The 12,755-nt window shown below is 74.3% G+C and carries 12 protein-coding genes; 8 read left to right on the top strand and 4 right to left on the bottom strand.

What is annotated here, in order from left to right; translation table 11 throughout:
- Nucleotides 1-12: 12 nt before the first annotated feature.
- Nucleotides 13-987 carry an alpha/beta hydrolase fold domain-containing protein gene (locus tag ACFY9E_RS01115; protein WP_390978106.1) on the bottom strand — a complete coding sequence of 325 codons (975 nt, stop codon included), beginning with the start codon at nucleotides 985-987 and terminating at the stop codon, nucleotides 13-15.
- 322 nt (nucleotides 988-1,309) lie between these two features.
- The gene (locus ACFY9E_RS01110) at nucleotides 1,310-1,546 is read right to left on the bottom strand and encodes a hypothetical protein (RefSeq protein ID WP_390978105.1); all 237 of its coding nucleotides are present in this window, start codon (nucleotides 1,544-1,546) and stop codon (nucleotides 1,310-1,312) included.
- 114 nt (nucleotides 1,547-1,660) lie between these two features.
- Here ACFY9E_RS01110 and ACFY9E_RS01105 point away from each other — a divergent pair, with 114 nt between their 5' ends.
- On the top strand, nucleotides 1,661-2,566 hold the full coding sequence (locus ACFY9E_RS01105) for a LysR substrate-binding domain-containing protein (protein WP_390978103.1): 906 nt from the start codon (nucleotides 1,661-1,663) through the stop codon (nucleotides 2,564-2,566).
- 261 nt (nucleotides 2,567-2,827) lie between these two features.
- Here ACFY9E_RS01105 and ACFY9E_RS01100 read toward each other — a convergent pair whose 3' ends face one another.
- Complete coding sequence (locus tag ACFY9E_RS01100; protein ID WP_390978101.1) at nucleotides 2,828-3,409, bottom strand: TetR family transcriptional regulator; 582 nt, start codon at nucleotides 3,407-3,409, stop codon at nucleotides 2,828-2,830.
- Between the two features lie 241 nt (nucleotides 3,410-3,650).
- Between ACFY9E_RS01100 and ACFY9E_RS01095 the strand changes: the two genes are divergently transcribed.
- From ACFY9E_RS01095 to ACFY9E_RS01080, 4 genes are read left to right on the top strand one after another with little or no spacing between them, the layout of a single operon-like run.
- Nucleotides 3,651-4,196: a 2Fe-2S iron-sulfur cluster-binding protein gene (locus ACFY9E_RS01095; RefSeq protein ID WP_390978099.1), complete on the top strand. Its 546-nt coding sequence runs from the start codon at nucleotides 3,651-3,653 to the stop codon at nucleotides 4,194-4,196.
- Nucleotides 4,193-5,185 carry an FAD binding domain-containing protein gene (locus tag ACFY9E_RS01090; protein WP_390978097.1) on the top strand — a complete coding sequence of 331 codons (993 nt, stop codon included), beginning with the start codon at nucleotides 4,193-4,195 and terminating at the stop codon, nucleotides 5,183-5,185. Before ACFY9E_RS01095 ends, ACFY9E_RS01090 begins: the two co-directional genes overlap by 4 nt.
- Nucleotides 5,182-7,296 carry a molybdopterin cofactor-binding domain-containing protein gene (locus ACFY9E_RS01085; RefSeq protein ID WP_390978095.1) on the top strand — a complete coding sequence of 705 codons (2,115 nt, stop codon included), beginning with the start codon at nucleotides 5,182-5,184 and terminating at the stop codon, nucleotides 7,294-7,296. Before ACFY9E_RS01090 ends, ACFY9E_RS01085 begins: the two co-directional genes overlap by 4 nt.
- Entirely contained in the window at nucleotides 7,289-8,413 is a 1,125-nt protein-coding gene (locus tag ACFY9E_RS01080; protein WP_390978093.1) for an XdhC family protein, read from the top strand. The genes ACFY9E_RS01085 and ACFY9E_RS01080 overlap by 8 nt, the downstream gene beginning before the upstream one ends.
- Nucleotides 8,414-8,579: 166 nt before the next feature.
- On the opposite strand, the gene ACFY9E_RS01075 is transcribed toward ACFY9E_RS01080, so the two are convergent.
- Complete coding sequence (locus tag ACFY9E_RS01075) at nucleotides 8,580-9,143, bottom strand: NAD(P)H-dependent oxidoreductase (protein ID WP_390978091.1); 564 nt, start codon at nucleotides 9,141-9,143, stop codon at nucleotides 8,580-8,582.
- A 129-nt stretch (nucleotides 9,144-9,272) separates the two neighbouring features.
- Here ACFY9E_RS01075 and ACFY9E_RS01070 point away from each other — a divergent pair, with 129 nt between their 5' ends.
- The 3 genes from ACFY9E_RS01070 to ACFY9E_RS01060 all read left to right on the top strand — a co-directional run bounded on the left by ACFY9E_RS01070 (nucleotide 9,273) and on the right by ACFY9E_RS01060 (nucleotide 12,738).
- Nucleotides 9,273-9,941, top strand: coding sequence for a TetR family transcriptional regulator (locus ACFY9E_RS01070; protein ID WP_390978089.1), 669 nt, complete (start codon nucleotides 9,273-9,275; stop codon nucleotides 9,939-9,941).
- An 82-nt stretch (nucleotides 9,942-10,023) separates the two neighbouring features.
- Nucleotides 10,024-11,073, top strand: coding sequence for a substrate-binding domain-containing protein (locus ACFY9E_RS01065; protein ID WP_390978087.1), 1,050 nt, complete (start codon nucleotides 10,024-10,026; stop codon nucleotides 11,071-11,073).
- A 228-nt stretch (nucleotides 11,074-11,301) separates the two neighbouring features.
- Nucleotides 11,302-12,738, top strand: a complete 1,437-nt coding sequence (locus ACFY9E_RS01060) for an aldehyde dehydrogenase family protein (RefSeq protein WP_390978085.1) — start codon at nucleotides 11,302-11,304, stop codon at nucleotides 12,736-12,738.
- Nucleotides 12,739-12,755: the final 17 nt, after the last annotated feature.

Raw genomic sequence — 12,755 nt, 5'->3', positions numbered from 1 at the left:
CGCCCCGGTCGCTCAGGCCCCCAGCAGCCTGCGCAGCCAGTTCAGATGCGCCGCCCGCGCCGACTGCGACACCGCCGCCTGAGGCGCGAACCCGTCGAAACCGTGGAAACCGCCCGGCCACACATGCAGTTCGGCCACCCCGCCGGCCTGCCAGATGCGCGAGGCGTAGGCGACGACCTCGTCGCGGAAGGTCTCCGCCGAACCGACGTCCAGGAAGGCCGGAGGCAACCCCGTCAGGTCCTCGGCCCGGGCCGGTGCCGCGTACGCCGGCACGTCGGGGCCACCGCGGCGCGAGCCCAGCAGCGCGGTCCAGCCGGTCTCGTTGGCGGTGCGGTCCCACACCCCGAGACCCTCCATCTGGTACGTCGACGGCGTGTTGTTGCGGTCGTCGAGCATCGGGCACATCAGCACCTGCCCGAGGGGCTGCGGACCCTTGCGATCCCGGGTGAGCAGGGCCAGGGCCGCGCACAGCCCGCCGCCCGCGCTCGCGCCCGCGACGACGATCCGCTCGGGGTCGGCGCCGAGTTCGGCGGCATGGTCCGCCGTCCACAGCAGCCCGGCGTACACGTCCTCGACCGGCGCGGGGTGCGGATGCTCCGGTGCCAGCCGGTACTCCACCGACACCACGACCGCGTCCAGGGCCTGCGCCCAGGCCAGCGGGACGTCGACCCCGACCCGGTTGTTCCCGATGATCATGCCGCCGCCGTGCACGTGGTAGATCACGGGGCGTGGCCCGGCATTCTCCGGTGCGGCCGGGCGACAGATCAGCAGGGAGATGTCCGGCTCGCCCTCCGGCCCCGGCACCTGCCGGTCCTCCACCTCGAACGTCCCGCCCATCGTCAGGTCGAGCTCGGCCAGCATCCGGATGCCGGGGCCCTGGCGCACCTCGGCGATCTCGTCGAGCGTGAGCCCCGGACTGATCATGTCCTTGATCAGTTCCAGGGCGGCGGCGAGTTCGGGGTCGAACGGGGGCGGAACGTACGTCATGGACGTCTCCTCACGCGGGGTCGCGGCGGCTCGTGCAGCCATCGTCGGTTCCGCGGGCCTGCCCGCGGGCGCCGCCGAGCGGCGGAAGCTGCCCGCCGTTCGGCGGGTGGCGTCACGGCGGCGGGCCGGGCCACAGCGACGAGCGGGACACCAGCGCCCCCGCGCGAATCCCGCCGCGAGCCGATAGGCGTCCGCGCCCCGCCGCGAGCCGACGGCGCCACCAAGATACGCAGGTCATGAGCGCGCTGGTGAGCCGGCTGCCGCGCACTCGGCCGAGGCGCCCCGAGCCGCGGCTCGTCGGCGACCGACGCGCGTGCCCCGGTCAGCGGCGGCAGCGGCTCGCCGTGCCCGACCGTGCGGGGGCCGGCGCGGGCGCCGGCCTGCTGCGCGAGACGACACGTGTGCCGCGGCCGTCGGAGACCCGGACCTGGAGCGAGCCGCATCCGCAGCGCGTCCACTCCGTGCGGCCCGTCGCCGTGGTGTGCCGCGACAGCACCCGGAACGGTTCGCCGTCCGGCCGGCCGCAGTGCGGGCAGGCGGTGGCGTCGGTGCTGGTCATGTCTGACTCCTCGTCCCTCGTGGCTGGTGGATGTCGCGACACAGCCAGGGTGCGTCCGCGGGTCCGTACAGGTCCAGGTTGACTTTCCGGATGTCACTGTGAAGCCTGGCCTTCATGATCGACCTGCGCCGACTCCACGTCCTGAGGGCGGTCGCCCACTACGGCACGGTCACCGCGGCCGCCCGGGCCCTGCACTTCACGCCGTCCGCCGCCTCCCAGCAGATCCGTCAGCTCGCCCGGGACCTGGGCGTCGACCTGCTGGAGCCGCTGGGGCGCGGGGTGCGGCTCACCCCGGCCGCCGAGAGTCTGCTCGCGCACGCCGATGCCATCCAGGCCCGCTGGGACCAGGCCGAACTGGATCTACGGGCCGACCACGGGACGCCCTCAGGGGTGCTGCGGGTGACCGGCTTCCCGGTGGCCGTCTCGGTGCTGCTGGCGCCGATGGCGGCCCGGCTGGGGGAGCGGCATCCGCGGCTGTCCGTCCGGATCACCGAGGCGGGTGTCCCGAAGAGCTTCGACCTGCTCTTCGAGGGCGAGACCGACCTGGCGGTCGTCGAAACGACCCCGCACAACCCGCCGATGAGCGACGCGCGGTTCGATCAGCGGCCGCTGCTCGACGACCCGTTCGACCTGGTCGTACCCGAGGAGCACCGGCTGGCCGGGCGGGCCCGGGTCGATCTCGCGGAGGCGGCACGGGAGGCGTGGATCGCGCCGGTGGAGGACAGTCCCTGCCGTCCGAGCGTCCTCTCCGCCTGTGGCGCGGCCGGGTTCACCCCCGACATCGTCCATCACGCCCTCGACTGGAACGTCTGCGCCCACCTCGTGGCCCACCGGCTCGGCGTCGCCCTCATCCCGCGCCTGGCCCATCTGCCCCCGCACCTGCCGGTCACCCGGGTCCGCTGCGCAGGCAACCCGCACCGCAAGCTCCTGACCTGCACCCGGGGCGGCGGGCACGCCCGGCCGGCGGTGGCGGCGGCACTCGGGGAACTGCGCGAACTGGCACCCACGGCGATCGCCTGAAGTGCCCGGGCGGTCCCAGGGCCCGGCCCTGTCTGCCGCACGCCACCCCTGCGGACCCGGCCGGGCCCGCACCCCGTGTCATAGGCCGGACCCGCCCCTGTGCGTCTCGGCCGGGCCTGCCCCCGTAATGTCATCGGCCGGGCCTGCCCCCGTAATGTCATCGGCCGGCCTGCCCCCTGTGTTTCACCCGCCGGACCCGACCTCTGCGGACCCGGCCGGGCCAGCCCCTTGTGTGTCACCGGCCGGGCCCGCCCCTGTATGTCACCGGCCGGGTGCCCCCACGCGCAGCGCGTCCATGACGAAGTCCAGCAGGCGGGTGGCGCGCGGCTGCCAGTCGCCGCCGCGGGGGTCCATCGTCCAGAGTCCGCCGATGGCGAGGAAGAGGTCGTCCGCGGTGATCCCCGGCCGGATGGTGCCGGCCTTCTCGGCGGCTCGCAGCAGGAGTTCGGCCGCCTCGGTCACCGGGGCGTGCCCCGGCTTCGCCGGCTGCCCCGGTGCGCTGGTGGCCTGGCGGATGGCGTCGGCCAGGCCCGCCTTGGCCATGGCGAACCGCGCCAGCCGGTCCATCCACTCGCGCAACGCCCGGTCGGGCTCCCGGCTCTCCAGCAGCGGTGCCGCGGTGTCGGCCACCTGCTGCATCTCGTGCCGGTAGATCTCCAGGACGAGTGCCTCACGGGTGGGGAAGTGGCGGTAGAAGGTGCCCTGCCCGACACCCGCCTTCCTGGCGATCGCGCTCAGCGGGGCGTCCGCCGAACGCGTCAGTTCGTCCAGCGCCACCGCCAGGATGCGCTCGCGGTTGCGCTGCGCGTCCGAGCGCAGCGGAGCGTCCCTGTCCTGCCGCACTCGCCCTCCTCGTGATCCATGGCCGAAAGCCGGCCCTTGTTAAGCGGACAGTTGTCCGTTACGTTTTCCCGGTAGCGGACAACTGTCCGCTTGTCTCATCGTATCGGCGTGCCGTCCGTACGGACAGCCCGTGGCTGCCGCGCCCGGGACCGGCCCGCCCGCATCCCGCACGGTCGCGCGACGGCACCTCCAGCCGCAGCGCCGTGCTCCCCGACCTCGCGATGTGAGAGAGAAGGCTTCCATGCCCCCATCGACGTCCAGCGACCTCACCCTGTCCGTCAACGGCGAGAAGTACACGCTGACCGTCGACCACCGCACCACCCTGCTCGACGCCCTGCGTGAGCGCCTCGACATGACCGGCACCAAGAAGGGCTGCGACCAGGGGCAGTGCGGCGCCTGCACCGTCCTGGTCGACGGCCGCCGGAGCGTGGCCTGCCTGCAACTGGCGGTCGCCGCCGAAGGGCGCGAGATCACCACCATCGAAGGTGTGGCCGACGGCGATCGACTGCACCCGGTTCAGCAGGCGTTCCTCGACCTGGACGGTTTCCAGTGCGGCTACTGCACGCCGGGGCAGATATGTTCGGCCATCGCCGTGATCGAGGAACACGCGGCCGGCTGGCCGAGTGCGGTCACCGGCGACGTCCGGCCCGAGGCGGGACCGCCACCGCTCACCCCGGAGGAGATCCGGGAGCGCATGAGCGGCAACCTGTGCCGCTGCGGCGCGTACGTGTCGATCGTCCAGGCCGTGGCCCGGGCCGCCGAGGAGACGAAGGGAGCCGCGGCATGAGGGAGTTCGGCTACCAGCGGGCGTACGACGTCTCCGGCGCCGTGGCGCTGCTCGACGGCGACGGGCAGGCCCGTTTCCTGGGCGGTGGCACCAACCTCGTCGACCTGATGAAGACCGGCGTCGAACGGCCCGCCCGGCTCGTGGACATACGCGAACTGCCCCTGAACCGCGTCGAGCCGGCCGCGGACGGCGGGCTGCGCATCGGGGCGACCGTCACCAACAGCGACCTGGCCGCCCACCCCGAGGTCCGGCGCCGCTACCCCGCACTCGCCCAGGCGGTGCTGGCCGGCGCTTCCGGGCAGCTGCGCAACATGGCCACCGTCGGCGGCAACCTGCTCCAGCGCACCCGCTGCGGCTACTTCGCCGACATCGACTCGCCCTGCAACAAGCGCGATCCCGGCAGCGGCTGTCCGGCGATCGCGGGCGAGCACCACAACCACGCCATCCTGGGCGCCTCCGGCCACTGCGTGGCGACCCACCCGTCGGACATGGGCGTGGCCCTGACCGCCTTCGACGCGCGCGTGACCTACGAAACGGCCGCCGGGCCGGGGGAGTTGCCGCTCGCCGACCTGTACCTGCCGGTGGGGGAGACCCCGCACCGGGAGACCGCCCTGCCGGCGAGCGCCCTGATCACCGGCGTCACCCTGCCGCCCACCGTCGCGGCCGTCAACTCCCGCTACCGCAAGGTGCGCGAGCGGGCCTCGTACGCCTTCGCCATCGGCTCCGTCGCCGCCGCGCTCGACGTACGGGACGGGCTCGTGCACGACGTGCGCCTGGCGTTCGGCGCCGTCGCCTCCCGCCCCTGGCGCGCTCGCACGGCCGAACGCCTCCTGACCGGCGAGCCGGCCGAGGCGGGGAACTTCGCGGCCGCCGCGGACGCCGAACTGGCCGCCGCCCGGCCCCTGCCCGACAACGGATACAAGGTGACCCTGATGCGCAACCTCGTCGTGGCCGTGCTGAGCGAACTCGCCGAGGAGGCCGCCCGATGACCACCGCCACCAGGGGAGCCGCCGGCACCGCGCACACGCGCGTGGAGGGCCGCGACAAGGTCACCGGAGCGGCCCGCTACGCCGGCGAGATCCCGTTCGCCGCACTCGCCCACGGCTGGCTGGTGCTGTCCACCGTCGCCCGCGGCCGCATCCGTGCCCTGGACACCGAGGCCGTGCTCGGCATGCCCGGTGTCCTCACCGTGCTCCACCACCACAACGCCCCGCGCGTCGACACCGGTTACATCGGCGTCATGGGCGTCCCGCCGGACCCGAGCGTCGGCCTCTTCCAGCACGACCGGGTGCCCCACGCCGGCTGGCCGGTGGCCCTGGTCGTCGCGGAGACCTCCGAACAGGCCAGGGAGGCCGCCGAGGCCCTCGTGGTGCACTACGACCAGGAGCCCCACGACGTGGCGTTCTCCGCCGGGCGCGACGCCGAGGCGTACCCGGTCGACGGGCACATGCCGGCCGTGGTGGAGAAGGGCGACCTGGAAGCCGGACTCACAGCGTCCGCCGTCGTGGTGGACGCGCGGTACACCACCCCCGAGGAACACCACAACCCGATGGAGCCGCACGCGGCGGCGGCCCGGTGGGAGGGCGGCCGGCTCGAGGTCGTCGACTCCAACCAGGGCACCAGCTGGGTCGCCGACGAGCTCGCCAGGCTGTTCTCCCTCGACCCCGGCTCGGTGCGGGTCCGCTCCGAGCACGTCGGCGGCGGCTTCGGCAGCAAGGGCGCCCGCGCCCACCAGGTGGCCGCGGTGATGGCCGCGACCGTCCTGCAGCGTCCCGTCAGGGTCGTCATGACCCGCCGGCAGATGTTCTCGCTCGCCGGCTACCGCAGCCCCACCGCCCAGCGGGTCCGGCTCGGCGCCGACGCGGACGGGCGGCTGCGCGCCCTGGAGCACCGGTCGCTGAACCAGACCTCGACCGTGCACGAGTTCATAGAGCCGAGCGCCGCGGCGAGCCGTTCGATGTACGCCGCCGACGCCCACCACACGGCCTGCCGGCTCGTGCGGCTCGACGTCCCCACCCCGACCTGGATGCGCGCCCCGGGCGAGGCACCGGGCTCGTTCGCGCTGGAGTCGGCGCTCGACGAGCTCGCCGAGCGGTGCGGCGTCGACCCCATCGAACTGCGGATCCGCAACGAGCCCGCGGTGGGCCCGGTCTCCGGGCTGCCGTTCAGCGGCCGCAACCTGATCGCCTGCTTCCGGGAGGGCGCCCGCAGGTTCGGCTGGGACGGGCGGGATCCGCGGCCCCGCGTGCGCAGGGAGGGCCGCTGGCTGCTCGGCACGGGCACCGCGGCGGCCTCCTTCCCCACGCTGGCCATGCCGTCCACGGCGGCCGTGACCGCGGAGGCGGACGGCACCTTCACGGTGCGGATCAACGCCGCGGACATCGGCACCGGCGCCAGGACCGCGCTCACCCTGGTCGCCGCGGACGCCCTGGAGGTGCCCGCGGACCGGGTCCATGTGCGGATCGGGGACAGCGACCTCGGCCCCGCGTCGATCGCCGGCGGCTCCGCCGGCACCCGCTCCTGGGGCTGGGCCGTCACGGCCGCCGCCGGGGAACTGCGCCGGAGCCTCGCGCCCGGCGCCGACATCCCGCCGGAGGGCGTCACCGTACGGTCGGACACGGCCGAGGCCGTCGGCGCGCTCGCCCAGAAGGAACGGCACGCCTTCGGGGCGCAGTTCGCCGAGGTCGCCGTCGACCCCGCCACCGGTGAGGTCCGTGTGCGCCGCATGCTGGGCATCTTCGCGGCCGGCCGCATCGTCAACCCGCTGACCGCCCGCAACCAGTTCGTCGGCGGCATGACCTGGGGCATCTCCATGGCCCTGCACGAGGAGGCCGTCCGGGACCGAACGAGCGGCGGCCTCTACGGAGCCGACCTGGCCGGCTACCACGTCGCCGCGCACGCCGACGTACCGCACATCGAGGCCGACTGGGTGGACGACCCCGACCCGGACGACCCGGTCGGCATCAAGGGCATCGGCGAGGTCGGCATCGTCGGCGCTGCCGCGGCGGTCGCCAACGCGGTGTGGCACGCCACCGGCGTACGCCACCGCGACCTGCCGATCCGGCCCGACCGCGTCCTGATGGCCCGCGGCGATGCTTGATCTCGCCGGGCCCCTGCACGCGTGGATCGAGGAGGGCCGTGACTTCGCCGTCGCCACGGTCGTCGGCGTCGGCGGCAGCGCCCCACGCCCTCCCGGCGCCGCGCTCGCCGTCCGTGCCGACGGCACGGCGGTCGGCTCGGTCTCCGGGGGCTGCGTGGAAGGAGCGGTGTACGACCTGTGCCTTCAGGCCCTCCAGGACGGCGAGGTGCTCGTCGAGCGGTTCGGCTACAGCGACGAGGACGCCTTCGCGGTGGGGTTGACCTGCGGCGGGACCATCGACGTCATGATCACCCCGTTCGTGGGCGGCCGTGCGGTCGAGTCGGCGGCGCTGGCGGCCGCAGCCCGGAGCGAGCCCGTGGCCCTCGCCCGGGTGGTCCGGGGCCCGGCCGCCCTCCTCGGCCGGGCCCTGCTGGTCCGCCCCGACGGCTCCGGCGACGGCGGGCTCGGCGGCGACCCGGACCTGGAGCGCACGGCGGCCGGCCAAGCGCGTGCCCTGCTCGACACGGGCCGCACCGGCACGGTGGAGCTCTCCGAGGACGGGGCGCACTGCCCCGGCGGTCTCACCCTGCTCGTCGAGTCGGCCGTCCCGCCGCCCCGCATGATCGTGTTCGGGGCGATCGACTTCGCGGCGGCCCTGGTCCGGGTGGGCAGGTTCCTCGGCTACCACGTCACCGTCTGCGACGCCCGCCCCGTCTTCGCGACCCGGGCCCGCTTCCCGGAGGCCGACGAGATCGTCGTCGACTGGCCCGACCGCTACCTGCGGCGTACCGGGACCGACGGGCGGACGGTGCTGTGCGTGCTCACGCACGACGCGAAGTTCGACATCCCGCTGCTCACGGAGGCACTGCGGCTGCCCGTCGCGTACATCGGCGCCATGGGCTCCCGCCGCACCCACGAGGACCGTGACCGGCGGCTGCGCGAGGCGGGCCTGAGTGAGCGCGAGCTGACCCGGCTGAGGTCGCCGATCGGCCTCGACCTGGGGGCCCGCACGCCCGAGGAGACCGCCGTGTCCATCGCGGCGGAGATCATCGCGGCGCGGCAGGGCGGCACGGGGGCACCGCTCACCGGCTCGGACACGCCGATCCACCGGCCCGGGCGCGAGCCGCAACCGGCCTGAGCACCGGCCGGTCCGGGCACCGGCCGGTCCGGGCACCGGCCGGCGGAGGCCGCTGGGGCGGGGCGGACAGCCGGGTCCCTGTCGGCGAAGATCCTGCCGACGGCATGCCGGAGGGGCCGGGGCCGTTGCCGGCCGCGGCCCCTCCGTGGGCGCGAGGTGAGGACGGTCAGGCCGCGGCGGGCGCGGAGGCGTGACCGTGCAGGCGGGCGATGACCTCGGTCAGCTGCTCGGCGACCTCGGCGTCGTCGGCCGGGTGCGTCTCGGCGAAGCGGGTCATCGAGCCGGGGATGGAGAGCTTGACGTCCTCCAGGACCTTGCCGCCGGCCACGCCCACGGACTTGCGGGTCTCGTCGTGCGCCCAGACACCGCCGTACTGGCCGAAGGCGGTGCCGACCACGGCGACCGGCTTGCCGCTGAGGGCACCGGCACCGTACGGGCGGGACAGCCAGTCGATGGCGTTCTTCAGGACGGCCGGGATGGTGCCGTTGTACTCGGGCGTGAAGAGGATCAGGCCGTCGGCGGTGTTCGCGGCCTCGCGCAGGCGCGCCGCGGCGGCCGGGACGCTGCCCTCCACGTCGATGTCCTCGTTGTAGAAGGGGATCTCGGCGAGACCCTCGAACAGGCTCACCTCGGCGCCCTCGGGGGCGAGCTTGACGGCCGCCTCGGCGAGCTGGCGGTTGTGCGAGCCGGCACGAAGGCTGCCGACGAGGGCGAGGATACGAACGGACATGCTGACTCCCACGTATGAGGCACTGCTCTGAAAACACTGCGTATCGATCCGGACCGGGGTCCGTTTAACGTTCTAGCATCCTAACCGGACCGCGGTCCAGTTTTGTTCCCGATGCTTTACGCTGGCTTCATGTCCGCCGTCCCGCCGCCCGCCCCGACGCCCCAGGAGCCCGTCGACCACCCCGAGCTGCTGCAGCTCGGCACCGCCCTGGAGGCCGACGAGCCATGTCTGCGGGCCGACGCCGCGCGCAACCGCGCCCGGCTGCTCGAGGCCGCCGGCCGGCTGGTGGCGGAGCGCGGCGCGGAGGCCGTCACGATGGAGGCGGTGGCGGCCGAGGCCTGCGTCGGCAAGGGCACGGTCTTCCGCAGGTTCGGCGACCGCACCGGCCTGCTGACGGCGCTGCTCGACCACTCCGAGAAGAAGTTCCAGGCCGCGTTCCTCGGTGGCCCGCCGCCGCTCGGCCCCGGAGCGCCGCCCGTGGAGCGGCTGCGGGCGTTCGGCTGCGCCATGCTGCGCCGCTCGGCGGACGAGCTGGAACTGCAACTGGCGGCCGACCCCGGCGCCGGCCGCCGTTACGTCGTCCCCGCCCGCCGCGTGCTGCGGCACCATATCGAGATGCTGCTGCGGCAGGCGGTCCCCGGAGCGGACAGCGAACTCCTCTCCCACGCGCTGATGGGCCAGCTCGACCCGGCCCTGATCCACCACCTGACCGAGCAGTGCGGCATACCGCTGGCCCGCCTGGAGGCCGCGTGGATCGACCTGGTGGACCGGGTGACGGGCGCGGGCTCGGCCCGCTGAGAACTGCCCGCCCTGCTTCGTGAGCGCTCACGGCTTCCTCACAACTCCCCCGCCGGAAGGGCGCATTGGGGCTTCTGCCAAGATGCCGTACGTCATGGTGCAGATACCGAAAACGCCCGCGCCCCCGTCCCCCGCACCGTCGCGCTCCGTGCCCACGAGCGCCGATGTGGCCCGCCTGGCCGGCGTCTCGCGCGCGACCGTCTCCTACGTCCTGAACAACACCAGCGCCGTACGGATCAGCGAACCCACCCGCCGCCGTGTGCACGAGGCCGCCAGGGAACTCGGGTACGTACCGCACGCGGCGGCCCGCAGCCTGCGTGCCGGGCACAGCCGGATGGTCCTGATCCCCGCGCCGACCTTCCCCGTCGGCCCGCTCTACAGCCGGTTCCTCGCCGACCTCCAGGGTTCGCTCGCCGGTCTGGACTACACGGTGGTGCAGTACGGCACCGGCGGCCCGCACGGCGACGAAGCCGCCCGCGCCTGGGCCGAGTTGCGGCCCGTCGCCGTCCTGGTGCCCGGCTCCGGACTGGGCCCGCGCGGGGTGGCGGTGCTCAAGCGCTCGGGGGCGCGGGCCGTGGTCACCCTCGGCCCCGAAACCATCGAGGGCGCCCACGCCCTGCTGATGGACCACGACGTCGTCGGCCACAGCGCGGGCGCCCACCTCTACGACCGCGGCCGGCGCCGGATCGGCGTCGTCGTGCCGCAGGACCCCGGTCTCGAGGCGTTCTCCGCGCCCCGCCTCGACGGCGTGCGCCAGTCGCTGCGCGGCACGGACGCCACGGTGACCGAACTGCCGCTGGCCTACGACGAGCAGGCCGCGGCGCGCCTGGCCGCCCGCTGGCGGAGCCTCGGTCTGGACGCCGTGTTCACCTACAACGACGAGTACGCGATGCTGCTGATGCGGGCCCTGCTCGACGAGGGCATCGGCATCCCCGAGGAGACGGCCGTGATCGGCGCCGACGACCTGGTGCTCGGACGGCTGTTGCGGCCCCGGCTGAGCACGGTCCGTCTGGAGCTGCCCTCCGGCCGTGAACTCGCCGAGCTGGTCGACCGCACGGTGCGCAGGCCCACCACCGAGCCCGAGACGCACAAGGTTCTGGGCGCGACGGTGCTGCACCGCGAATCCAGCTGAGCCGACGGGGGTGCGACCGGCCGACAGGCGGCCGGTGAACCGGTTTTCGGCCCGCGGCACGGCTAGGATGTTGCATGCTCAACAAAACGGGGGCGCGTTCCCAGCCGGGCCGCGGCGCACTCCGCCGCGCCCGCTCGGCGCGTCCCGCCATGTGACCGCCGAACCGGCCGCGCACACACGGGAATCGACCGTCCCGTCCGCCGGTGACCGATCGATCGGAGAGCCGTCATGCCGTTGCTCGACACCAGGAGCTGGCAGCCCCGCAGCCTCACGGGGCCCGGGTACACCGTCACCGAGCCCGCCACCGGCCAAGCCCTCGGCTCCCTCACCCTCGCCGGGCCCGAGGACGTCGGGGCCGCCGCCGAGCGGGCGGCCACCGCCCAGTACGCGTGGGCGCGCACCCCGCACTTCGCGCGCGCCGCCGTGCTGCGCAAGGCGGGCGACCTGTTCACCGAGCACGCCGACGAACTGCGCGCCTGGCTCGTCCGCGAATCGGGCTCCGTACCCGGCAAGGCCGACTTCGAACTGCACGTCGCCGCCCAGGAGTGCTACGAGGCCGCCGCCCTCGCCTCGCGCCCGGCCGGCCAGGTCCTGCCCAGCGAGGCGCCGCGCCTGTCGTACACGCGGCGTGTCCCTGCCGGTGTGGTGGGCGTGATCTCGCCGTTCAACGCCCCGCTGATCCTCTCCATCCGTTCCGTCGCACCGGCCCTGGCGCTGGGCAACGCGGTCCTGCTCAAGCCGGACCCGCGCACGGCCGTGTGCGGAGGGCTGTCCCTCGCCGCGGTCTTCGCCGCCGCGGGCCTGCCGGAGGACCTGCTGCACGTGCTCCCCGGCGGCCCGGACGCCGGACAGGCCCTGGTCGCCGACCCGCGGGTGCCGGTCATCTCCTTCACCGGCTCCACCGCCGCCGGACGGGCCGTGGGCGAGGCCGCCGGCCGTCACCTCAAGCGGGCCCACCTCGAACTGGGCGGCAACTCGGCCATGATCGTGCTGGAGGACGCCGACCTCGACGCGGTGATCTCCACCGCCGCCTGGGGGTCGTTCTTCCACCAGGGCCAGATCTGCATGACCACCGGGCGGCACCTGGTGCACGCGTCCCTGTACGACGAGTACGTCGAGCGGCTGGCCGCCAAGGCCGACTCACTCGCCGTCGGCGACCCCTACCGGGACCAGGTCCACCTGGGCCCCATCATCGACTCGGGCCAGCTCACCAAGATCAGCGCTCTGGTCGAGGCCAGCACGAGCGCGGGCGCCAAGCTCGCCGCCGGCGGCACCCACGACAGGCTCTTCTACCGGCCGACGGTCCTCGCCCACGTCGACGACCGCTCTCCCGCGTACACAAAGGAGGTCTTCGGCCCGGTGGCACCCGTCCGCTCCTTCAGCACCGCCGACGAGGCGGCGGCGCTGGCCGCGCAGAGCCCGTACGGCCTCTCCCTGGGCATCGTCACCAGGGACCCGGCCCGCGGTCTCGACCTCGCCGATCGCATTCCGACCGGCATCGTCCACATCAACGACCAGACCGTGAACGACGAGGCCGTGGCACCCTTCGGCGGAGTCGCCGCCTCCGGCACCGGCGCCCGCTTCGGCGGTGAGGCCAACCTGGAGGCCTTCACCGAACTGCGCTGGACGACGGTACGCGGAGACGTTGCTCCGTACCCCTTCTAGGATCCGGCCGGACGGGC

Origin of the sequence: Streptomyces sp. NPDC012466 (assembly GCF_042955215.1) — a bacterium.
Taxonomy (GTDB): Bacteria; Actinomycetota; Actinomycetes; order Streptomycetales; family Streptomycetaceae; genus Streptomyces.
The sequence above is the reverse complement of the archived record's forward strand: the minus strand, read 5'-3'. Positions and strand labels throughout refer to the sequence as shown.

What these genes read in the sequence shown, in the direction of transcription:
- ACFY9E_RS01115 (WP_390978106.1), bottom strand. Translation starts at nt 987, where the DNA reads ATGACGTACGTTCCGCCCCCGTTCGACCCCGAACTCGCCGCCGCCCTG.
- ACFY9E_RS01110 (WP_390978105.1), bottom strand. Translation starts at nt 1,546, where the DNA reads ATGACCAGCACCGACGCCACCGCCTGCCCGCACTGCGGCCGGCCGGAC.
- ACFY9E_RS01105 (WP_390978103.1), top strand. Translation starts at nt 1,661, where the DNA reads ATGATCGACCTGCGCCGACTCCACGTCCTGAGGGCGGTCGCCCACTAC.
- ACFY9E_RS01095 (WP_390978099.1), top strand. Translation starts at nt 3,651, where the DNA reads ATGCCCCCATCGACGTCCAGCGACCTCACCCTGTCCGTCAACGGCGAG.
- ACFY9E_RS01090 (WP_390978097.1), top strand. Translation starts at nt 4,193, where the DNA reads ATGAGGGAGTTCGGCTACCAGCGGGCGTACGACGTCTCCGGCGCCGTG.
- ACFY9E_RS01085 (WP_390978095.1), top strand. Translation starts at nt 5,182, where the DNA reads ATGACCACCGCCACCAGGGGAGCCGCCGGCACCGCGCACACGCGCGTG.
- ACFY9E_RS01080 (WP_390978093.1), top strand. Translation starts at nt 7,289, where the DNA reads ATGCTTGATCTCGCCGGGCCCCTGCACGCGTGGATCGAGGAGGGCCGT.
- ACFY9E_RS01075 (WP_390978091.1), bottom strand. Translation starts at nt 9,143, where the DNA reads ATGTCCGTTCGTATCCTCGCCCTCGTCGGCAGCCTTCGTGCCGGCTCG.
- ACFY9E_RS01070 (WP_390978089.1), top strand. Translation starts at nt 9,273, where the DNA reads ATGTCCGCCGTCCCGCCGCCCGCCCCGACGCCCCAGGAGCCCGTCGAC.
- ACFY9E_RS01065 (WP_390978087.1), top strand. Translation starts at nt 10,024, where the DNA reads ATGCCGTACGTCATGGTGCAGATACCGAAAACGCCCGCGCCCCCGTCC.
- ACFY9E_RS01060 (WP_390978085.1), top strand. Translation starts at nt 11,302, where the DNA reads ATGCCGTTGCTCGACACCAGGAGCTGGCAGCCCCGCAGCCTCACGGGG.